Origin of the sequence: Saccharopolyspora flava, from assembly GCF_900116135.1 — a bacterium.
Classification (GTDB): Bacteria; Actinomycetota; Actinomycetes; order Mycobacteriales; family Pseudonocardiaceae; genus Saccharopolyspora; species Saccharopolyspora flava.
In genome coordinates this window covers 132,996-152,530 of record NZ_FOZX01000002.1, presented here as the reverse complement: position 1 = coordinate 152,530, position 19,535 = coordinate 132,996, and the positions used below count along the sequence as shown (strand labels likewise).

The 19,535-nt window shown below is 69.9% G+C and carries 22 protein-coding genes and 1 tRNA gene; 16 read left to right on the top strand and 7 right to left on the bottom strand.

Annotated features, from left to right (window positions below; genetic code table 11):
- Positions 1-19 precede the first annotated feature (19 nt).
- Entirely contained in the window at positions 20-1,678 is a 1,659-nt protein-coding gene (locus BM424_RS07545; protein ID WP_093414914.1) for a DUF885 domain-containing protein, read from the bottom strand.
- Positions 1,679-1,754: 76 nt separating this feature from the next.
- Between BM424_RS07545 and BM424_RS07540 the strand changes: the two genes are divergently transcribed.
- The 6 genes from BM424_RS07540 to BM424_RS07515 all read left to right on the top strand — a co-directional run bounded on the left by BM424_RS07540 (position 1,755) and on the right by BM424_RS07515 (position 6,597).
- Positions 1,755-2,576, top strand: a complete 822-nt coding sequence (locus tag BM424_RS07540; RefSeq protein ID WP_093414912.1) for a GNAT family N-acetyltransferase — start codon at positions 1,755-1,757, stop codon at positions 2,574-2,576.
- A 140-nt stretch (positions 2,577-2,716) separates the two neighbouring features.
- On the top strand, positions 2,717-3,967 hold the full coding sequence (locus BM424_RS07535; protein WP_245775686.1) for an MFS transporter: 1,251 nt from the start codon (positions 2,717-2,719) through the stop codon (positions 3,965-3,967).
- Between the two features lie 72 nt (positions 3,968-4,039).
- A complete protein-coding gene (locus BM424_RS07530) occupies positions 4,040-4,291 on the top strand; it encodes a DUF6158 family protein (RefSeq protein WP_245775685.1) in 252 nt (83 codons plus the stop codon).
- A complete protein-coding gene (locus BM424_RS07525) occupies positions 4,284-5,627 on the top strand; it encodes an NAD(P)/FAD-dependent oxidoreductase (RefSeq protein ID WP_093414909.1) in 1,344 nt (447 codons plus the stop codon). The genes BM424_RS07530 and BM424_RS07525 overlap by 8 nt, the downstream gene beginning before the upstream one ends.
- Positions 5,628-5,844: 217 nt before the next feature.
- Positions 5,845-5,917, top strand: a tRNA-Ala gene (locus BM424_RS07520).
- Between the two features lie 203 nt (positions 5,918-6,120).
- The gene (locus BM424_RS07515; RefSeq protein WP_093414908.1) at positions 6,121-6,597 is read left to right on the top strand and encodes an NUDIX hydrolase; all 477 of its coding nucleotides are present in this window, start codon (positions 6,121-6,123) and stop codon (positions 6,595-6,597) included.
- A 401-nt stretch (positions 6,598-6,998) separates the two neighbouring features.
- Here the strand turns inward: BM424_RS07515 and BM424_RS07510 are convergent, their stop codons facing one another.
- On the bottom strand, positions 6,999-7,193 hold the full coding sequence (locus tag BM424_RS07510; RefSeq protein WP_217649647.1) for a hypothetical protein: 195 nt from the start codon (positions 7,191-7,193) through the stop codon (positions 6,999-7,001).
- Between the two features lie 202 nt (positions 7,194-7,395).
- Between BM424_RS07510 and BM424_RS07505 the strand changes: the two genes are divergently transcribed.
- Positions 7,396-8,205, top strand: coding sequence for an SDR family oxidoreductase (locus BM424_RS07505; RefSeq protein WP_093414904.1), 810 nt, complete (start codon positions 7,396-7,398; stop codon positions 8,203-8,205).
- Here the strand turns inward: BM424_RS07505 and BM424_RS07500 are convergent.
- Positions 8,174-9,379 carry an MFS transporter gene (locus BM424_RS07500; protein ID WP_245775684.1) on the bottom strand — a complete coding sequence of 402 codons (1,206 nt, stop codon included), beginning with the start codon at positions 9,377-9,379 and terminating at the stop codon, positions 8,174-8,176. The two genes, BM424_RS07505 and BM424_RS07500, sit on opposite strands and share 32 nt — an antisense overlap.
- An 86-nt stretch (positions 9,380-9,465) precedes the next feature.
- Here BM424_RS07500 and BM424_RS07495 point away from each other — a divergent pair, with 86 nt between their 5' ends.
- Entirely contained in the window at positions 9,466-9,918 is a 453-nt protein-coding gene (locus tag BM424_RS07495; RefSeq protein WP_093414902.1) for a winged helix-turn-helix transcriptional regulator, read from the top strand.
- A 49-nt stretch (positions 9,919-9,967) separates the two neighbouring features.
- Here the strand turns inward: BM424_RS07495 and BM424_RS07490 are convergent, their stop codons facing one another.
- A complete protein-coding gene (locus BM424_RS07490) occupies positions 9,968-10,399 on the bottom strand; it encodes an NUDIX hydrolase (protein ID WP_093414900.1) in 432 nt (143 codons plus the stop codon).
- A 231-nt stretch (positions 10,400-10,630) separates the two neighbouring features.
- Complete coding sequence (locus BM424_RS07485; RefSeq protein ID WP_093414898.1) at positions 10,631-11,338, bottom strand: SDR family NAD(P)-dependent oxidoreductase; 708 nt, start codon at positions 11,336-11,338, stop codon at positions 10,631-10,633.
- 93 nt (positions 11,339-11,431) lie between these two features.
- Between BM424_RS07485 and BM424_RS07480 the strand changes: the two genes are divergently transcribed.
- Together BM424_RS07480 and BM424_RS07475 are read left to right on the top strand one after the other, a co-directional pair.
- A complete protein-coding gene (locus tag BM424_RS07480; protein ID WP_093414897.1) occupies positions 11,432-12,034 on the top strand; it encodes a TetR/AcrR family transcriptional regulator in 603 nt (200 codons plus the stop codon).
- A gap of 378 nt (positions 12,035-12,412) precedes the next feature.
- Positions 12,413-13,207, top strand: a complete 795-nt coding sequence (locus BM424_RS07475) for an SDR family NAD(P)-dependent oxidoreductase (protein ID WP_093414895.1) — start codon at positions 12,413-12,415, stop codon at positions 13,205-13,207.
- Positions 13,208-13,223: 16 nt separating this feature from the next.
- Here BM424_RS07475 and BM424_RS07470 read toward each other — a convergent pair whose 3' ends face one another.
- Positions 13,224-14,162: a GlxA family transcriptional regulator gene (locus BM424_RS07470; protein WP_093414894.1), complete on the bottom strand. Its 939-nt coding sequence runs from the start codon at positions 14,160-14,162 to the stop codon at positions 13,224-13,226.
- Between the two features lie 129 nt (positions 14,163-14,291).
- On the opposite strand from BM424_RS07470, the gene BM424_RS07465 reads away from it, so the two are divergent.
- The 6 genes from BM424_RS07465 to BM424_RS07440 all read left to right on the top strand — a co-directional run bounded on the left by BM424_RS07465 (position 14,292) and on the right by BM424_RS07440 (position 18,374).
- Positions 14,292-14,933, top strand: coding sequence for a DJ-1/PfpI family protein (locus BM424_RS07465; RefSeq protein WP_093414892.1), 642 nt, complete (start codon positions 14,292-14,294; stop codon positions 14,931-14,933).
- Positions 14,930-15,370 carry a hypothetical protein gene (locus tag BM424_RS07460; RefSeq protein WP_093414891.1) on the top strand — a complete coding sequence of 147 codons (441 nt, stop codon included), beginning with the start codon at positions 14,930-14,932 and terminating at the stop codon, positions 15,368-15,370. Before BM424_RS07465 ends, BM424_RS07460 begins: the two co-directional genes overlap by 4 nt.
- Complete coding sequence (locus BM424_RS07455) at positions 15,367-15,633, top strand: hypothetical protein (protein WP_093414889.1); 267 nt, start codon at positions 15,367-15,369, stop codon at positions 15,631-15,633. The genes BM424_RS07460 and BM424_RS07455 overlap by 4 nt, the downstream gene beginning before the upstream one ends.
- A 58-nt stretch (positions 15,634-15,691) precedes the next feature.
- Complete coding sequence (locus tag BM424_RS07450; protein WP_093414888.1) at positions 15,692-15,919, top strand: DUF2795 domain-containing protein; 228 nt, start codon at positions 15,692-15,694, stop codon at positions 15,917-15,919.
- 191 nt (positions 15,920-16,110) lie between these two features.
- Complete coding sequence (locus tag BM424_RS07445; protein ID WP_245775683.1) at positions 16,111-16,812, top strand: M15 family metallopeptidase; 702 nt, start codon at positions 16,111-16,113, stop codon at positions 16,810-16,812.
- Between the two features lie 218 nt (positions 16,813-17,030).
- Entirely contained in the window at positions 17,031-18,374 is a 1,344-nt protein-coding gene (locus tag BM424_RS07440) for a lipase family protein (RefSeq protein ID WP_217649646.1), read from the top strand.
- A gap of 270 nt (positions 18,375-18,644) precedes the next feature.
- On the opposite strand, the gene BM424_RS07435 is transcribed toward BM424_RS07440, so the two are convergent.
- Positions 18,645-19,460, bottom strand: coding sequence for a helix-turn-helix transcriptional regulator (locus tag BM424_RS07435; protein ID WP_093414885.1), 816 nt, complete (start codon positions 19,458-19,460; stop codon positions 18,645-18,647).
- Between the last annotated feature and the right edge of the window lie 75 nt (positions 19,461-19,535).

Genomic DNA, 19,535 nt, shown 5'->3' with positions numbered 1-19,535 from the left:
CGGCCGTGTTGGAACGGCGTCACCTGGATGTAGCAGGGGGCTGATCGTTGATCAGGAATTCCAGCGTCGAGATTGGCAGCGCCCCGTGCCCGAGGACCGCGTCGTGGAACCGGCGGATGTCGAACTCCGCGCCCAGCCGCCGCCGCGAGGCCTCCCGGATCCGCTCCAGCTCCAGCCGTCCCACCAGGTACGACAGCGCCTGACCGGGGTAGACGATGTAGCGGTCGACCTCGGAAGCCGCCTCCAGGTCCGACAGGGTCGTGCTGGAGATCATCGTCTCCAGCGCCCGCTGCCTGCTCCAGCCGAACTCGTGCAGCCCGGTGTCGACGACCAGCCGCGCCGCGCGCAGCAGGTCCTGCACGACCATGCCCAGCCGCATCAGGTCGTCGGAGTACAGCCCCATCTCGTCGGCCAGCCGCTCGGTGTAGAGCCCCCAGCCCTCGGCGTAGGCGTTGAACTCGGCGATCCGGCGCAGCAGCGGCAGCTCGGTGAGCTCCTGGGCGAGGCTGACCTGCAGGTGGTGGCCCGGCACGACCTCGTGGAAGGCGATCACCTCGGAGGCGAACCGGGGCCGCTGCTCGGCCCGCAGCGTGTTCGCGAAGTACACGCCCGGCCGGGACCCGTCCAGCGCCGGCCCCAGGTAGAAGCCGATCGGGGTGCTCTCCGACGGCGTGCCCGGCACCGGCCGCACCTCGCACGGCTGCTGCGGCAGCTTCCCGAACCAGCCCGGCGCGGCCTGCTCGGCCTTGGTGATGGCCGCGCGGGCGGCGGCCAGCATCTGCTCGCCGTCGTCCCAGCACAGCGACGGATCGGTCTGCATCCGGTGCAGCACCGCCGCCGGGTCGGGCTCGTTCCAGATCCGCGCGCCGAGCGTGGAGATCTCCGCGCGCAGCGACGCCAGCTGCGCCCGGCCGGTCTCGTGCAGCTCGGCCGGGGTGCGTTCGGTGGTGGTGTGGGCGTGGATCAGCCGCTGGTAGATCTCGTGCCCGCCCGGCAGCCAGCACAGGCCGGGCCGGTCGTCGTCGCGCGCGTGCGGCGCGATCTCGCTCGCCAGCACCTGCCGGTACTCGGCCAGCGCCGGGTTGACGACGTCCTCGATCAGGCGTCGCCGCTGGTCGGCGAGGTCGTCCGTGAGCTCCTGGGTGAGCAGCGGGTCCTGATCGGGGTGGGCCAGGTGGGAGTCGAGGTGGGCGACCGCGTCGTCGAGCAGCGAGCGCACCGGTACCCGCCCGGCCCGCACGCCCTCGCGATGCCGCTGGGCGGCCGCGGCGGTGAAGTCGGGGATGCGGGCGATGCGCCGCAGGTAGTCCTCGCCCTGCTGCCGCTCGCGCACCGGCACCTGCCCGAGCAGGAACAGCAGGCCCGCGACCGGCGCGAACATGTTCCCGCTCAGCGTGTACTCGGGGGAACGGGAGTCGAGCCGGTCGACCGTGGACTGCGCGTGCTGCACGACGACGGCGATGGTCAGCCGCTCCTCCAGCCCGCAGTGGGTGGTGTCGACGGCCATGGCGCGCACCCGGATGTCCTCGGCCCGCTCGCGGTGGGCGAGCTCGGCCGCGGCGGAGATGTCCGGCAGCAGGTGGTCGCGGCCGGGCAGACCGTAGAGCGAGGCGCCGATCGGATCGGCGTCCAGGTCCAGGTCGAGCAGTTCGTCGGCGAGCTGATCCGGGGTCGTCACAGACCAATCGTGCCCCTTCGGGCCGACATCCGGCAGGGCGTCCGGTCCTGCGTTCGGGCGAGGGGACAATGGTCCCGTGGACCCGCTGCACGATCCGGACGACGACACCCTCCTCGACCCCAGGCAGGCCCGCGACCTGGCCGGACTGGTCGAAACCGCCCGTCTGGCCTCGGCCGTGGTCCGCTACGGCGTGCGCACCCGCGTCGGGGTGGCGACGGTCGTGCTCAACCAGGACAACCCGCTGCCGGTCGCCAACCACGCGTGCGCGCTGTGGGGTACCGGCGCGCAGGTCGCGGGCACGCTGATGGAGCTGGAGCAGGTCTTCGCCGAGGCCGGCCGCTCGGAAGCCGTCGTCTACGCCTCCCCGACGACCGTCGGCGAGATCGAGGGCATCGCCGACGACGCCCTGTGGCGCGCGGTCGAGGAGCAGGTCGTGCTGCTGCACCGGAACCGGGGTTTCAGCCGCGGCGTCGCCCGGCCCGTCGAGGACCGGGACCTGGAGGGCATCGTCGAGCTCTACGCCGACGAGACCGGCCTGTCGGAGGAGGGCGAGCAGCGCCTGGCCCGCCACCTCGGCCACCGCGCCGACGACAACCGCGCGGTGCTGCTCGTCGTCGACGACCCCGGGGTGGACCGCATCGCGGGGTTCGCGCAGGGCTTCGTCGAACGCGGCGTCGGCCTGATCGAGCAGGTCGTGGTCCGGCCGGGCCGTCGCCGCAGGGGTTACGGCCACGATCTGGTCACCGAGACCGCCGAAGAGCTCCGCCGGATGGGCGCCCTGCTGGTCGCCGGTCACGCCGAGGAGGGCGGCACGGCCCAGCGCTTCGCCGAGGCCACCGGCTTCGAGGTCGCCTACGGCGTCACCGCCTACGCGCGCCGCATCGACGACCTCCTCTGACCACCCGCGGGCGTCCCGCGATGTGGACTGGACCAGCCGGGTGAGGTTCGCGCCACGAAACCCCCCGGGGGAATGAAGACGACATCGGGCGGCGTTGGGACTTCCTGGCTTCGAGTGTCGAAAAACCGGGGAGGAAACCTGTGGCCAGCGGCGCAGCGTCGGAGAAGACCAGCAAGGGCCCAGGGATCACCGACCTTCCCCGCGAGATCTGGATCCTCGTGGCGGGCAGTTTCATCGTCGCCGTCGGCATGGGGATCGTCGCCCCCGCGTTACCGGCGTTCGCCACGAGTTTCGACGTCGGCGTGACCGCGGCCGGGTTCATCGTCAGCGCCTTCGCGATGATGCGGCTGATCTTCGCGCCGCTGAGCGGGCGGCTGGTCTCGGCGGCGGGCGAGCGCACGATCTACGTCATCGGCATCACGATCGTCGGCATCAGCAGCACCGCGTGCGCGTTCGCCGACTCCTACTGGCAGCTGCTGGTGTTCCGGGCGCTCGGCGGCATCGGCTCGACGATGTTCACCGTCTCCGGCGTGGGCCTGCTGATCCGGTTGTCGCCGCCGCACCTGCGGGGACGCGCCTCGGGACTGTGGGCGACGAGCTTCCTGCTGGGCAACATCTCCGGTCCGATCGTCGGCGGTCTGATGGTCGGCTTCTCGCTGCGGCTGCCGTTCGTCACCTACGGCATCGCCCTGTTCGGCGCGGCCTTCCTCGGCTGGTTCATGCTGCGCAAGTCGACCCTGGCGGCCCCGCTCGGCGACGACGCCACCCCGGCGATGCCGCTCGGCGAAGCTCTGCGGATGCGCTCCTACATCGCCGCGCTGCTGTCGAACTTCGGCACCGGCTGGGCGGTGTTCGGCGTCCGGATCGCGCTGGTCCCGCTGTTCGTGGTGGAGGCGCTGAAGGCGCCGCAGTCGATGTCGGGCATCGCGCTGTCGGTGTTCGCCGCGGGCAACGCGGGCGCGCTGCTGCTGTCGGGGCGGATGGCCGACCGGCACGGCCGCAAGCCGCTGGTGCTGATCGGCCTGGTCGTGCAGGGCGTGGCGACGGCGTCGCTGGGCTTCACCGACTCGGTGCCGCTGTTCCTGGCGGCGTCGCTGGTCGCGGGCATGGGCGCGGGCGTGCTCAACCCGGCGCAGAACGCGGCGGTCGCCGACATCATCGGCGGCAACCGGCGCGGCGGCACGGTGCTGGCGACCTTCCAGCAGTCCGCCGATCTGGGCGCCATCCTCGGCCCGCTGATCGCCGGTGCCCTGGCCGACACGGTGTCCTACCAGGCGGCGTTCCTGGTCACCGGTGCCACCGCGGCCCTGGGGCTGCTGGCCTGGATCGGCGCCCCGGAGACCCGGCCGCGCCCGGAGTCCGACTCGCAGCCGCAGCGCGCAGCCGCCTGAGAGGTGTCGATCCCGCCCGCCTCGGGTACTCGGGGAGCGTGACGCCGCCGGCGTCGCGGTGGCCCCTGCCCGATGCGGGAGGACGACATGAACACCACCGGGATTCCCGGACATGAGCTGACCGAGGACCTGCTGCTGCGGGAGCTCGGTCACCTGCACCGGACGCGCAACGAGACGTTCCTGCACGGTTCCCCGGGCGCGCTGCGCGAGCACACCGCCCGCACGTTCGAGCTGGAGCAGGAGTACCTGCGTCGCCACCCGGAGCGCGAGGTCGACCCGCGCCGGACCCGCGACGGCGCCCGAGAGGAGCCGCAGCATGCCTAGTCCACGCGTGGTGATCATCGGCGGCGGGCACGTGGGACTCACCCTGGCGTTGCGGCTGCAGAAGAAGCTGGACGCCGGTGAGGCGAGGGTGACCGTCATCGACACCCAGCCGCACATGACCTACCAGCCGTTCCTGCCGGAGGCCGCGGCCGGTTCCCTGGAACCCCGGCACGTGGTGGTGCCGTTGCGGGAGGCGCTCAAGCGCTGCGAGGTGCTGACCGCGCAGGTCAGCACCATCGACCACGCCCGCCGCTGCCTGACGGTGACGCTGGGCGACGGCAAGGTCGAGCAGCTCGGCTACGACATCCTGGTGCCGGTGCCGGGTTCGATCTCGCGCGCGCTGCCGATCCCGGGCCTGGCCGAGGAGGGCGTGGGCTTCAAGACCATCGGCGAGGCGATCTACCTGCGCAACCACGTTCTGTCCAGGTTGGACATCGCGGCGAGCACGGAGGACGAGCGGCTGCGCCGGAGGCTGCTGACGTTCCTGTTCATCGGCGGCGGGTACGCGGGCATCGAGGCGCTGGCGGAGCTGCAGAGCATGGCCCGCTACGCGATCCGCAGCTACCCGCAGCTGTCGGAGCACGACATGCGCTGGGTGCTGGTGGAGGCGATGGGCCGGATCATGCCGGAGGTCAGCCCGCCGATGGGCGAGTACACCCGGCAGCAGCTGGAGGACCTGGGCATCGAGGTCAAGCTCAACACCACCGCGAACTCCCTTGTGGACGGACGCGTGGAGCTCTCCGACGGCGACGTCTTCGACGCGGACACGATCGTCTGGACGGCGGGCGTGAAGCCGCACCCGATGCTGGAGGACAGCGACCTGCCGCGAGACGCCAAGGGCCGCTTGGAATGCACGACGCGACTCCAGGTCAAGGGCACCGACAACGTGTTCTCGGCGGGTGACTGCGCGGCCGTGCAGGACCTCACCAGCAGCGACCCGGAGGCGCTGACGAGTCCGTCGGCCCAGCACGCGGTCCGGCAGGCGAAGCTGCTGGCGGACAACATCATCGCCCAGCTGCGCGGCGAACCGCTGCAGGAGTACCGCCACAAGCACGCGGGGTCGGTCGCGGGCCTCGGCCTGTTCCGCGGCGCCGCCGAGGTCTACGGCATCAAGCTCAAGGGACTCCCGGCGTGGCTGCTGCACCGCGCCTACCACCTGATGAAGATGCCCACGGCCTCCCGCAAGGCCCGCATCCTCGGCGACTGGCTCCTGGAACTCCCGTTCCACCGCCAGGTCGTGGCCCTGGGCGAACTCCACGACCCGAGAGCGGAGTTCGTGAAGGCCGCCAACACCAGAGGCCTGCCCAAACCCCGCGGAACCACAGCGGCGGGATGATCGAGGTGACCGTCCTCACGGGGCCGCGACAACCCTGTGAGGACGAGTACCGTGGGAACCGGAGGTCGGCTCCGTCTTCGCAGGTCAGGAAGGCCGCGCGGCCTCTCGGGCCGTTAAGGGGACCCCCCTGAAAACGGCTCCGAACGGCTGTTGTACTGTATTGGCACACGAGATGAGCGGGGCGGAAACAAACCGAACACCTCGGAGAACAGAACAAGGGGCTGTGGCGCAGCTGGTAGCGCACTTGACTGGCAGTCAAGGGGTCACGGGTTCGAATCCCGTCAGCTCCACCTCAAACAGGGCCGATGCTTCCGAGCTCGGCCCTGTTGCTTGTTTGTCTACTGTGGTCGTACCTGGTGGTCACGTTCGTGGACCATCTGTGAACCAAGCCGTCATGGGCCCGCCGGCCTCGGGCTTGCGACAGTGGTCTGTGCGACGCAAGTGAAGCGAGAGTGGATTTCCTGCTTCCGGTGACCGTTTGAGGAGCGCAACTGTGGCTCGCGTGGACTACTTCAACGACCCGAACGCACCGGCGGCCAACTCGGTCGTTCCCTCGGTGACCGCAGCCATCCGCAACGACGCCGGCGACATCCTGCTGATCCACAGGGCTGATAACAACCTGTGGGCACTGCCGGGTGGCGGCCACGACGCCGGCGAATCCCTCACCGACACCGTGGTTCGCGAGGTCAAGGAAGAGACCGGCCTCGACGTCGAGGTCGTGCGCCTGGTCGGCACCTACACCAACCCCAACCACGTCATGGCCTACGACGATGGGGAAGTGCGGCAGCAGTTCTCGCTCTGCTTCGAGGCCAAGTGGCTCGGCGGCCGGCCGCGCGAAGACGGCAGCGAAACGAAGGAGGTCCGCTGGGTCGCCCCAACGGACCTCGATCGCTTGAACATCCACACCTCAATGCGCCTGCGCATCGATCACGCGCTGGACGAGACCCGCACGCAGCCCTACTTGGGCTGAGAAGCGCTCGTTCAGAGGTAGGCAAGCGCCAGGAAAGCGTTGGTTCGGATCGTGGTTGACGTCCTATTTCCCATTGGAAGGCGTTTGATCATGAGACGAGTCGTTCGTTTAGCAGCGACCATCCTGCTTGCAGCAGGTGTGGTGGTTGCAGTTTCCGCCATGTCCAGCACAGGCGCGCCTGATTCCCGGAGCGTGGACGCTGCCGAGAAGGGCGGTGGTCCTGGAACCGGTAGCCGTGATGTTGATGCTGCTGAGAAGGGCGGTGCCCCTGGAGGCGGTGCCCGCAGCGTGGACGCCACGGAGAAGGATGGTGGTCCTGGAACCGGTAGCCGTGATGTCGAGGCTGCCGAGAAGGACGGTGCCCCTGGAGGGGGCGCAGGATGAGGCTCCAGGCGTGAGCCTTACCGAGCCTGGTTCGGGAGGCGCTGTTCGGTGCGGTGGACAGCTTCAGCCAGCACCGGACGCGCCTTCATCCACGTGCGGTGAACCGGGTCTTCGCGCGCGTAGCGGCTGAAGATCTCTTCGATCCGCTCGTCGGAGGTCAGGCGTTGCCCGGCCAACCCTGTAGTGAGGTCGGCCGTGACCTGGGCGTCCAACCGAACTTCCCCGAACCGACGTGGCAGCCCGCCTGCAGTTCGTCACCGACCAGCTCGGTCAACGACCGGCCGAACCTGGTGACTGATCTCGGCCGGGGGTTCCTGCGTCGGTGGGGCGCACTTCGGTCGCGCGCCGTTTATCCTGATCAGCCTTGCCGCGCTGGGCGCGCACCGACGGACACCGGGTGAGGAACCGATCACGATGACGATCTCTTCTCTGCAGGGGCGCACCGCGCTGATTACCGGCGCGAGTCGGGTTGGGGGCATTGGTGCGGCGGTGGCTCGGCGGTTGGCCTCGATGGGCGCCAGTCTGGTGATTCATCACCACCAGCCCCACGACACGACCCAGCCGTGGGGCGCCGATGACCTCGCACAGGTCCTGGACTCGATTCGTCCGCACCTGCGCGAGGACGCGGGCCTGGTGGATCTACCCGGTGACCTGACGGAGCCCGGCGCGCCGGAGAACCTGGTGCAGCAGGCCGTGGCCGCGGCCGGGCCGCTGGACGTTCTGGTGTGCAACCACGCTCGTTCCGGCGGAGACGCCACTCTGACCAACATCACCCTCGAGCAACTCGACGAGCACTGGGCCACCGACGCGCGTTCGGTGCTGCTGCTGACCAAAGCGTTCGCCGCCCAGCACGATCCGGCGCGTCCCGGCGGTCGGGTGGTGTGGATGACCTCGGGGCAGCAGGACGGACCGATGGTCGGTGAGGTGGCTTATGGCGCGGCCAAGGCCGCCTTGGCGGGCATGACGCTGACCGTTGCCGATGAGCTCGTCGATCAGGGCATCCTTCTCAACACCGTGAACCCCGGGCCGGTGAACACGGGATTCCTCGATCCCGGCATGGGCATCGACGAGAACACCCTGGAATCGCTGCGCCAGCGGTTTCCCAGCCGGCGCTTCGGCACACCGGATGATCCAGCCCGCCTGATCTCCTGGCTGGTCTCCGACGACGGGGAATGGGTGGTGGGCCAAGTCCTCAACACCGAGGGCGGATTCCGCCGCTGGTAAGGGTTCCCCGGGAGCCGGGCCGGACTGCGCCTCGAGTGGTGGCCCAGACGGCGAGGGCGGCTAGCGCGAAACCGGTCCCCAGCACGCTGGAGCCGTGCCATCCGGTGGTGGCGTAGAGGCTGGTGGTGGCGGTGGCTCCGAGAGCGGAGCCGAGGGAGTAGAAGAGCATGTAGCCGCCGATCGCGCTGCTGGTTCGGTCGGGGTATGTGGTGGTCAGCGTGTGTTGGTTGCTGACGTGGACGGCTTGAACGGCGAAGTCCAGGGCGATCACCCCGACGACGACCAGAGCCAGTGACCAGGTTGCTTGCCCGGTTGCCCACCAGGACGCGGCCAGCAGGAGCAGGGCGAGGCCGGTGACGGTGTTGGCCCGACCGTGGTCGGCCCAGTGCCCGGCCCGGGCGGCGCCGAGCGCGCCGGCGAGTCCGGCGATTCCGAACAAGCCGATCTGGGCCGTGTCCAGGTGCCATGGTGCCGCGGCCAGCGGGAGGGCCAGACCGCTCCAGAGCGTGCCGAAGGACGCGAACAGGAAGAACGCGATCAGCCCGCGGGAAAGAAACACCCGCTGACGGAAAAGCCCTCCGAGTGAGGACAGCACCGCGCCGTAGGAGGCTCGGGTGGTGCGGGCGTCGGTGGGCAGAAGCTTCCAGGCGAGGTAGGCCAACACGGCCAGCAGCAGGGCGAGGGTGGCGTAGACGCTGTGCCATCCCGCGAATGCGGCCAGGGCTCCGGCGAGGACACGGGCTGCCAGGATGCCGGTGATGACTCCGGAAGTCACCACACCGAGAGTGCGTCCCCGTTCTGCCGGAGTGGAAAGGTCAGCAGCGTAGGCCACGGTTGTTTGCACCACCACGGCGAACAGGCCCGCCAACCCGAGCCCGGCCAGCAGAAACCAGAGCTGGCCCGCGACCGCAGCCAGACCTACGCCCGCGGCGGACGCGAGAAGATGCGCGGTGATCAGTGCACGCCGGTCGACCATGTCGCCGAGCGGGACCAGCAACACCAGTCCCACCAGGTAGCCGAGTTGGCCGACGGTGATGATCCAGCCCAGGTTCGACTCGGTCACCCCGAGATCGCTGCCGATCTGGGCCAGCACTGGTTGGGCGACGTAGACCGTCGCGACCGCTACGCCGCAGATCATGGCCAACAGCATTCGTCGACTCGTCGTGAGATCCACCAGCACCCCACCCAATCAGTAGCAAATTGCAACTGTTTGGACGCTACGGCACAATGGTTTCAATCCGCAACTCTTCTGGAGGGTTGATGACCCGCGCAGAGGCCGATGCCGGCGAGACCGTTTGGACCGACCCCGGCTGCCCCGTGGCACGCACGCTCGACCTGATCGGCGATCGGTGGAGCCTGTTGATCATTCGGGATGCCATGGATGGCGCCCGGGCCTTCACCGACTTCCAGCACCGCACCGGAATCGCGCGCAACATCCTCACCGACCGCCTCCGACGCCTGGTCGAACGCGGGCTGCTCGACAAACACACCGCCACTTCGGGGCGTCGCCAGGTTTATGCGCTCACCCCAGCCGGCCGGGATCTCTTCGCTGTCATCGTGTCCCTGCGCCAGTGGGGCGAGCGACACGCCTACACGTCCGCCGAGGCGCATTCCCTGCTCGTCGACGAACACGGCCAGCCGTTGCCCGAACTTCGCCCCACCGACTCACGCGGTAACCCCGCCACCCTCGACACAACATCCGTGGAGAAGTGAACGAACGGGAGTCGAGTGGTCGCTGTCGGCGGTGGTCGGCTGGCGGGTGTCACTTCCAGCCGAGGAGGGAGAAGGGGTTTCCTCGGCGGTAGGCGGTGATTCCTGCGGCCGTGTAGTCGATCAGGTCTTCGGGGAGGTTGTGCAGGTCGAACCAGCCGAGCTCGGAGCACTTCTCGGGTTCGCGGTTGACCGGTTCGCCGATCCACGTGGTCGTGGTGAAGAACAGGCCGAGTCTTGGTTCGGGGCCGGAGTCGTTGACGTGGATCGTGTGCACGTGGGTCAGGTCGCTGGGGTCGATCACGACGCCGATCTCTTCCTCGGCCTCGCGGGCGGCGGCGGTGAGCACGTCCTCGCCGGCGTCGAGTTTGCCGGAAGGCAGATGCCACATGCCGTCGAACTGTCCGCCTCGGCGTCGGGTGAGCAGCAGCTCCGCCTCGCGGGTCAGCAGGACGTGGACGTCGATGAGGTGGCGGTCGGGCACAGCGGCGGTTCCTCGGTTGCTGGTCAAGGTCACTTCGAGGCAGAAACGGCGGCTCGGGCCAGGTGCAGTCTGCGCGCAGGCGTACCCCAAGGCGGTGGTCTGCCTTGCAGTGGGTCGCCTTGCTGCACTCGCCGGATTTGGCCGGCGCTGGGTCGCGTTCTCCGGTCGGGCGTACCGGAGTCGACGGTAAGGGCTCCAGTCAACTCGAAGCCGATGCCGATGAGCTGCTCGTCACTGTTCTGCACCCGTGCCGGCGAGGGTGGCTTTGGCTCTCTTCGCCATTGCGTCGAGGATTTCCTCTTCTCCTGCTTCGAAGGCGTCGAGGGCGGTGCGGGCCAGATCGGCTGGGTCGTGGAGGTCCTCTTCGGGGAGGGGAAGGTCGTGTTCCTCGGCGAAGTCGAGCAGGGTTCGGGTGGCGATGAGGCTGGGAACCATGGCCGTCACCTGCGTTCCCCGGTCCGCGAGTTCCAGGCGCACTCCGTTCGTCAGACCCCACTCGGCTGATTTGGCCGCGGCGTAGGCCGTGTTGCCGTCGACCGTCACCCAGGCCGCCCCGGAGAGGACGTTGAGGATGGCCCCGCCGCCGTTGCGGGCGAGGGTCGGTGCGAACGCGCGGATCATCGCGAGAGTCCCGTAGTAGTTCGAATCCATCACCGCGCGGATCGAATCCATCTCGCCCGTCACGAGGTTGCCGCCTCCGGTGAAGGCCGCGTTGTTGATCAGCACGTCGACGTCGCGCGCTGCTGCGGCGGCCGCCTCGACCGAATCGGGATCGGTGATGTCCAGCCGGAGGACCTCTGCTCCCGGGATGTCGACGAGTTCAGGGCGGCGAGCGGTGGCGTAAACCTTGGCGCCGCGGCGAACGAGATCGGTGGCCAGGGCGAAACCGAGTCCTCGATTGGCGCCGGTGACCAGCGCTGTTGCTTCGTTGAGCTTCATCGTTCCTCCCATCGCGCAACATGACCGGACGGTCATGTTGCGCTCAAGGCTACACCCAAGATGACCGATCGGTCATCTTGGTATTGTGGGGCCGTGTCCTCCCCGAATCGACCCCTGCGCGTCGACGCGGCGCGCAACCGCGAGCACCTGCTGGCTGCCGCCGAGGCGGAGTTCGCCGAGCGGGGGCTGTCGGTGTCGGTCGCGGACATCGCGCTCCGGGCCGGAATTGCGAAAGGCACCGTCTTCCGGCACTTCGCGAGCAAGGAGGACTTGATCGCCTCGATCGTCAGCGGACACCTCACCGCGCTCACGGGATGCGCCGAACGGCTGGCCGACGCGGCGGATCCAGGTGACGCGCTGTGGGAGTTCCTGTCCTTCGCCGCCGATCAGCGTCACCGGCACAACATCGACTTCCTGTGGGCCGTCAGCGAAGGCGACGCTCGGGTGACCGAGCTGCGGGATCGACTCTTCTCCGGGATCGAGCGACTCGTCGTGCGGGCGCACCAAGTCGAGGCCATCCGGTCTGACGTGACCGCTTCCGATGTCTACTTGCTGATGTGCGCGCCCGTGCACGCGGTCGAAAACCTGCCGAACCCGAGCCCCGATCTGTGGAAGCGCTACCTCGGGATCATCTTCGACGGCCTCCGCCCCGAAGGCGCCAACCCCCTGTCAGAACCGGCCCCGACCGTCTTCTGACCTCGGACATCGCTGCCGGTCGCGCCGCCGGAATCGTGTGGTCGTGCTCGGCGTGCTCGGGCGCTGTGGGTTGTTCACCGCGCGTGCCATCCTGCTCCCGGACCGCTTGGTGTCGTCCTCGAACTCCTCGGCCTGGTCGGCGGGGAGGTGAACACGTCCACGCGGAAGTGAGTGGCCATGCCCGGTGACGATGCGAGAGGCGGCACGGCGACCGTCCCGGTACCCCTGATCAACGTGCCGTGAGCCACCTGACCTGGGCTGGCGCTATTCGGGCGTGGCTATCGGGGGATGGCAGAACCTCCCTCGGGGCGTGGGTGTGGCCTAGCGTGGAGGTAGGTACGCCGTTGATCTGCTGACTTCGGGCAGTGTCGTTGTGCGATGGGGGTTTCCATGTCTACGGAGCGGACGGTTCTGGTGACCGGGTCGACCGATGGAATCGGGCGGCGGACCGCTGAGAAGCTCGCCGGGCCCGGGGTTCACCTGCTGGTCCACGGCAGGAGCGCGGAGAGGGGAGCGGCCGTGGTCGAGGACGTCGAGCGGGCAGGGGCGTCGGCGACGTTCCTCGAAGCCGATCTCTCCTCGCTGGCCGGGGTTCGGGCGCTGGCCGACTCCGTGCTGGCGCGCTGCGAACGTCTCGACGTGCTGGTCAACAACGCGGGGATCTCGAAACCGAGCGCGCCGCGCGAGGTCACGGTCGACGGCTTCGAGAGCCACTTGGCGATCAACTACCTGGCGTCGTTCCTGCTCACGCGCCTCCTGCAGCCGCTTCTCGGAACGTCGCGGGTGGTGAACGTCGTCTCCGCGGCGCAGGACGCGCTGGACTTCGACGATCTGATGCTCGAACGCGGCTACTCAGGTTTTCGCGCGTACGGGCAGAGCAAGCTCGCGCAGGTCATGCTGACTCTGGACCTGGCTGCCGAAGGCGTGACCGCGAACTGCCTGCACCCCGGCACCCATCTCGACACCACCATGGTGCGCGCAGCGGGTATCAGGCCTGCGGGGACGGCCGACTCCGGCGCTGCCGCGGTCGTCGCGCTGGCGACCGCCGACGGCATCAGCGGGCGGTACTTCGACGCCAGACGGGAAAGCCGCGCTCACCCTCAGGCCTACGACGAACAGGCGCGTGAGCGGCTCGACGCCGAGGCCCGGCGACTGACCGCGCTCGACCGCTGAAACCCCGCGCTCGCTTTCACGCTCGGAAGGTCTTGCGGTAGGTGCTTGGGGTGACTCCGACCGTCTGGGTGAACTGGGTTCTGAAGTTGCTGGGGGTGGGGAAGCCGGTTCGGGAGGCGATGCGGTCGACGGTGTGGTCGGTGGTTTCCAGGAGTTCCTGGGCGTGGCGGATTCTGACGCCCGCCAGCCATTGGACGGGGCTTTGGCCGACCTCCGCGGTGAAGCGGCGGGTGAGGGTGCGGACGCTCGTACCGGCGGCTTCGGCGATGTCGGTGAGGGTGAGGCCGCGGTGGGCGTTCTCCTCGATCCAGGAGAGGACCGGTTCGAGCGTGGCCGTCTGGTAAGTGGGGCGGTTGCGCAGGATGTACTGGGCCTGGCCACCGCTGCGGTGGAGTGGGACGACGGCGAGGCGGGCGGCGTCGGCGGCGACGGCCATCCCGTGGTCTTCGCGGATGATGTGCAGGCACAGGTCGAGTCCGGAGGCCGCGCCCGCCGAGGTGAGGATCTGGCCGTTGTCGGTGAACAGCACGTCCGGGTCCACGCGGACGGCCGGGTAGGCGCGGGCCAGTTGTTCCGCGGCCAGCCAGTGGGTGGTGGCGTCCTTGCCGTCGAGCAGGCCGGCTTCGGCGAGGGTGAAGGCGCCGACGCAGACCGAGGCGATCCGCGAGCCCCGCTCGGCGGCGGAGCGCAGGGCTTCCAGGACCGGTGGCGGGGTGGGTTTCGACGGGTCGTTTCGGCCCGGTACGACGACCAGGTCCGCTCGATCGAGGGCGTCGAGACCGTCGCCGACGACCAGCCGCAAGGGTCCCGCCCCCACTTCCGGCTCCGGGCCGGCGACCACGACCCGGTAGCCGGGGCGATCGTCGGGCAATCGAACTCGCGAGAAGGTCTCGACCGGCGTGGCCAGATCGAAGGCGATCGTATCGTCGAGTGCGAGCACCACCACCGTCTGCATCCCCCGAGAGTAGCGAAATCGAGCGTTCCGAGGTGTGGCCGGATTCAGGAGGAACATGACCGAATAGCCACTGGGGGAGGCGGGAGGACTTGCGCAGCATGGGGTGACAAGTCCGAAGGAAGGAACCCCATGCCCCGAGCTCAGTTCGTGCTCTACGACGGCTTCGACCCGCTCGACGTCGTCGGCCCCTTCGAAGTTCTCTCCGCCGGAAGGGAATTCCTCGGCGGCGGCCTCGACCTCGAACTCGTCACCGCCGAAGGCCCGCGCGTCGTCGAGCCCGGCATGCCCGGCCTGTCGTTGACCGCCACCGGCACCGTGGATCCGAGCGCGCCCGGTTACGTGATCGTGCCCGGGGCGGCCGGGTCGGTCGAGACGATCACGGCGCTGCTGGCACGGTTCGCCGGTGGCGAGGCCGCGCCCCTGCTGCGGCAGGCGTTCGACAACCCCGAGATCACCGTCGTCGGGGTGTGCGGCGGCTCGCTGGCGATGGCCACGGCCGGTCTGCTGGACGGCCGCCACGCCACCACCCACGTCCTCGGGCACGACGCGCTCGCCTCCACCGGCGCCACCGCTGTGCGGGCGCGGGTGGTCGACGACGGCGACCTGATCACCGCCGGAGGTGTCACCTCGGGCATCGACGTGGGTCTCTACCTGCTCGAACGCGACTTCGGGCCGCGCATCGCGCACGCCGTGGAGCAGATGATCGAGCACGACCGGCGGGGCACCACCTGGAAGAACACCGGACTCGCGCCCACCGGAGCCGTCGCATGACGGGATTCCTGCTGTCCGTGCACGTCCTCGCCGCGATCCTGGCGATCGGTCCCGTGGCCATCGCGGCCAGCATGTTCCCGCCCGCCGTGCGCGCCGGCTCGGCGGAAACCTCGCGGGTGCTGCACCGGATCACCCGCGTCTACGCGGTGATCGGCATCGCCGTCCCGGTGTTCGGGGTGGCGACCGGCGCCGCGCTCGGGGTTCTGGGCGAGGTGTGGCTGATCGTCTCCATGATCCTCACCGCCGCCGCTGCCGGACTCCTGGTCGTCCTCATCCTTCCTGGTCAGCGCGCTGCGCTCGGGAGGATCGGCGAAGCCGCGGCGGAGCGGGCCGGCAGGCGGCTGGCCATGCACACCGGGATGTTCAACCTGCTCTGGGCAGTGGTGGTCGTGCTGATGATCTACCGGCCGGGCTCGACGACCGGAGCGGGCCTGTGAGCCCGCTGCGCGTCCTCGGCGGTGCCGAGCTGGGGACGCTGCTGCTGTTGCTGCTGAACCTGGTGACGATCCACGACCCGGTGCTCTCCGGCGCGCTCGGACCGCTGCACGGCCTCGCGTACACCGCCACCGTCCTCGCCGCGGTCCTGCTGATGCGGGGGCGTCACCGGGTGTGGCTGCTCGCGCTCGTCCCTGGTGTCGGTGGGTTGTTGGCCGCGCGCGTCGTCGCCGGGTTCGGTGATTCCTCCGTCGCGGGGTCGTAGTGAGCGGGGTGAGCGGGTAGTCCCCGGGGTGAACACGTGTCTGCGAAGAGGAGTGGTCATGACCAAGCGCGACGAGATGCGGGTGGACAAGGCGCTGCAGGGGCTGGACTTCCCCGCCGACCGCGACGAGATCCTGGACTTCGCCACCGACCGCGAGGCCGATGCGGAGACGCTCACCGCGCTGCGGTCGATCCCGTCCGCCCGGTACGCCAGCAAGGACGAGGTGCTGCACGCGGTTCCCCAGGAACCGGAGGGCGACGCCCCGGGTGGTACCGCCCGCGGCTGAGCGATCGCGGGCCGCGACGGGTTTCCGGAGCTATCGTGACCGGCATGCTCCGGGGGCTGATTCTCGTCGTGTTCGCGCTGGTGGTGGCGGGTTGCGGGACGGCGGCGCCGCCCGCTCCGCCGCCACCGGCGCCGTCCAGCGCGCCCGCTCCGAGTTCCGCGCCCAGTCCCTCTCCGCCTCCCGTGCCTGAGGTGAAGCACGCGCCGGAGGGGTTCGTGCGGTTGCGCGACGTGGATCCCACGATCCTCGAAGAGGTGCGGTACGCGACGCCGCACAACTTCACCGGCGATCCCGTTCCCGGCTACGACGAGCCGATGTGCGTGCTGACGCGACCGCTCGCCGAGGCGCTCCGCGAGGCGCAGAAGGGGTTCCGCGCTCAGGGCTACACGCTCAAGGTCTACGACTGCTACCGGCCGCAGCCCGCCGACGACCGGTTCGTCGAGTGGGCCCAGAACGACGATGAGCGGATGAAGGCCGAGTTCTACCCGGGGCTGGACAAGTCGCAGCTGTACTCGGCGGGCTACATCGCCGAGAACTCCGGGCACAGCCGCGGCAGTTCCGTCGACCTGACGCTGGTGCGGCTGCCCGCGCCGCCGCAGCGCGCCTACGTGCCCGGCGAGCCGCTGACCTCGTGCACCTCGCCCGCGGGCGAGCGGTTCCCGGACAACAGCGTCGACATGGGCACCGGTTTCGACTGCTTCGACGACCTCGCGCACACCGACGACCCCCGCATCACCGGGCAGGCGAGGGCGAACCGCGACCTGCTGCGCGAAGGGCTCACATCCGTGGGTTTGCAGGGGTATTCGGGCGAGTGGTGGCACTTCAACCTGCCGCGCGAACCGTTTCCGAACGAGTACTTCGACTTCCCCGTCAACAGCGCGGCTTTCCGCTAGAACCTGCTGACGCCCCCGGTTCTTCCTCCGTCTGCGGTGAACCGACTCCGGTTGACGTCTTGTCACGATGTGATCCACTGCATAAGCTACTCCGGAGTAGATAAGGGGTGCGTGGTCACGAGCTGCGCGTTCCGACACGTCGTGCGGGGGCGGTGACCGGCTGCGGCCCGAGCGACTTGCGCAGTTCGCACCATCCAATGACGCAGGGAGCGACCCGCATGCCCCGATCCCCCCACCACCCGCACGTCGCGCGAGGCCTGCTCGCCGCGACGGCGTTGTCGCTGGTCATCACCGGTGTTCAAGCAGCATCCGCGGTGGCCGACGAGGCGCCGACCACGCCGCCGATGGTCAGCGCGGGCTTCTACGACCCGCCCGCCGAACTCCCCGAAGCCGACGGCGCCCTGGTGCGGACCGAACCGCTGCCGCTCGCGCTGAGCCTGCCCAGCATCGGCGGCCAGCGGCTGCCCGGGACGGCGACGCGGCTGATGTACAAGACCACCGACTCCACCGGCAAGCCCGCCGCGGTGACCGGGGCCTACATCGAACCCGCAGCTCAGTGGCGGGGTGAGGGTCCGCGGCCGGTGGTGGCCGTGGCGCCCGGGACGATGGGGCAGGGCGACTCCTGCTCGGCGTCGATGGGGCTGGAGCGCCCGATCTCGCTCAACGGCGACTCGGTGTCGGTCGGCTACGAGGACATCGCGATCTACCGGCTGCTCGCCGAAGGCGCCGCCGTGGTCGTCACCGACTACGTCGGGCTGGGCACCACCGACCGGCTGCACACCTACGTCAACCGGATCGACGGCGGGCACGCGGTGCTCGACGCGGTGCGCGCGGCCCGCTCGCTGCCCGGCACCTCGATCACCCCGGACTCGCGGGTCGCCCTCTACGGCTACAGCCAGGGCGGCGGCGCCACCGGGTCGGCGGCCGAGCTGCAGCCGACCTACGCGCCCGACGTCCCGCTCGCCGGCGCCTACGTCGGCGCGCCGCCCGCGAACCTGACCGAGGTCATCGGCGGCATCGACGGCAGCGCGCTGGTCGGCGCGCTCGGCTGGTCGCTCAACGGGTTCATCCAGGCCAACCCCGATCTGCGGCCGATCGCCGACAAGTACCTCAACGAGGACGGCAAGGCCGCGCTGGAGGACCTGTCGACCTCCTGCATCGGCGACGGCATCGCCCGCTACGCCTTCGGCCGCAGCTCGCAGTGGACCAGCACCGGGCAGACCCTCGGCGAGGTCGTCGAGGCCGAACCCGCGGTGCGGAAGGTCCTCGACGACCAGTTGATCGGCACCCACGAGCCCGCCACCGCGGTCCGCGTGGCGACCGGCGTGCAGGACGACATCGTGCCGCACGAGCAGGCCCGGCAGCTCGCCGTCGACTGGTGCGACGCGGGCGGCGACGTCACCTACGCGCCCGTTCAGCTCCCCGACCTCGGCAAGGGGCTGCTGACCAACCACCTGGCGCCGCTGCTCACCGACCAAGGCGCGGCGATCTCGTGGCTCACCGACCGCCTCAACGGCACCCCGGCGGACAGCAACTGCAACACCCTGCCGGAACAGCCCTGACCCCCGACCCCGGTGGGGCCCTGCGGCCCCACCGGGGGTTCGGGACGTCGTGGCGGTGGTGATCTCCCGTCGCCAGGGGACAGTTTTAGTGAAAACTGTCCCGACATTTCTGGCATCACCCCCGGACAATTAGGGCAAAAACTGTCCCCTGCCGAGTCCCGCAGAAGCCGCGCGCACAGGTGCAGGTGAGTACCGCCGAGCTGTGCGGGGTCGCCCCGCGTTCCGCCGGGCGTCGTGCGCAGGTCGCGTCCACGGACAACGGCCTCGCGGTCAGAGGAGGTGGGTGAAGGCTCGGGCGGCGGGTGAGCCCGGCTCTGCCGTGTACATCGCGAGCTGGTGGGAGCTGCTGGGGAGCTGGAGCGTTCGCAGGTCCAGGTCCAGCCGGCCGAGCTCGGGGTGGTGCAGGCGTTTGCGCAGCGCGAGGCGGGGCCGCACGTCGTGGGCGCGCCACGCCGCGGCGAACTCGGGACTGCGAGCGGCCAGGTCGTTGATGAGCTCGCCGAGGCCCCGGTCGGTCGGGTAGCGGGCGCTGGCCGTGCGCAGCTGGGCCGCGGTGTGCTTCAGGAATTCCCCTTCCGAACCCGGAGCGGCCGTGCAGAGGGTTCCCAGGACCGACGGCAGCTTGAGCGCGTTGCGGTCTTCGGCGGGGAGCTGCGCGAAGTCGGTGAGCAGCGCGGTGGCCGCCCGGTTCCAGGCCACGATGTCCTGCCGCTCGTCGACCAGGTAGGCGGGAATCGCGCCGAGACCGTCGAGCAGGCGGCGGGCGTCGTCGGGCACCGGCGCCCGCGTGCTGGGAGGGATCTGCCCGGCGAGCCGGGCCAGGTGCTCGTGCTCGGCGTCGGTGAGCCGCAGCGCCCGCCCGAGCGCGGCCAGGACCTGCGGCGACGGACGTGGCGCGCGGCCCCGTTCCAACCGCTCGTAGTAGTTGACCGAAACCCCGGCCTGCGCCGCCACTTCCTCCCGCCGCAGCCCCGGCGTGCGCCGGGCGCGCCGTCCCGGTGGAGCCGCGACACCGGCCGGGACGTGCTCCGGACGCAGGGATTCCCGTCGCCGACGCAGGAAATCGGCCAGGTCAGCGCTGCTCACCGCTCCAGCATGGCACGTTCTGACGCGCCGAGCCTCGGACTGCTGGTCCGAGGCTGAACGGGCGGTTCCCGCGTT

Coding starts and splice junctions, on each gene's coding strand:
- BM424_RS07530 (WP_245775685.1), top strand. CDS start 4,040: ATGCGGGAGGACGACATGAACACCACCGGGATTCCCGGACATGAGCTG.
- BM424_RS07470 (WP_093414894.1), bottom strand. CDS start 14,162: ATGCAGACGGTGGTGGTGCTCGCACTCGACGATACGATCGCCTTCGAT.
- BM424_RS07495 (WP_093414902.1), top strand. CDS start 9,466: ATGACCCGCGCAGAGGCCGATGCCGGCGAGACCGTTTGGACCGACCCC.
- BM424_RS07465 (WP_093414892.1), top strand. CDS start 14,292: ATGCCCCGAGCTCAGTTCGTGCTCTACGACGGCTTCGACCCGCTCGAC.
- BM424_RS07440 (WP_217649646.1), top strand. CDS start 17,031: ATGCCCCGATCCCCCCACCACCCGCACGTCGCGCGAGGCCTGCTCGCC.
- BM424_RS07475 (WP_093414895.1), top strand. CDS start 12,413: ATGGGGGTTTCCATGTCTACGGAGCGGACGGTTCTGGTGACCGGGTCG.
- BM424_RS07460 (WP_093414891.1), top strand. CDS start 14,930: ATGACGGGATTCCTGCTGTCCGTGCACGTCCTCGCCGCGATCCTGGCG.
- BM424_RS07485 (WP_093414898.1), bottom strand. CDS start 11,338: ATGAAGCTCAACGAAGCAACAGCGCTGGTCACCGGCGCCAATCGAGGA.
- BM424_RS07525 (WP_093414909.1), top strand. CDS start 4,284: ATGCCTAGTCCACGCGTGGTGATCATCGGCGGCGGGCACGTGGGACTC.
- BM424_RS07505 (WP_093414904.1), top strand. CDS start 7,396: ATGACGATCTCTTCTCTGCAGGGGCGCACCGCGCTGATTACCGGCGCG.
- BM424_RS07450 (WP_093414888.1), top strand. CDS start 15,692: ATGACCAAGCGCGACGAGATGCGGGTGGACAAGGCGCTGCAGGGGCTG.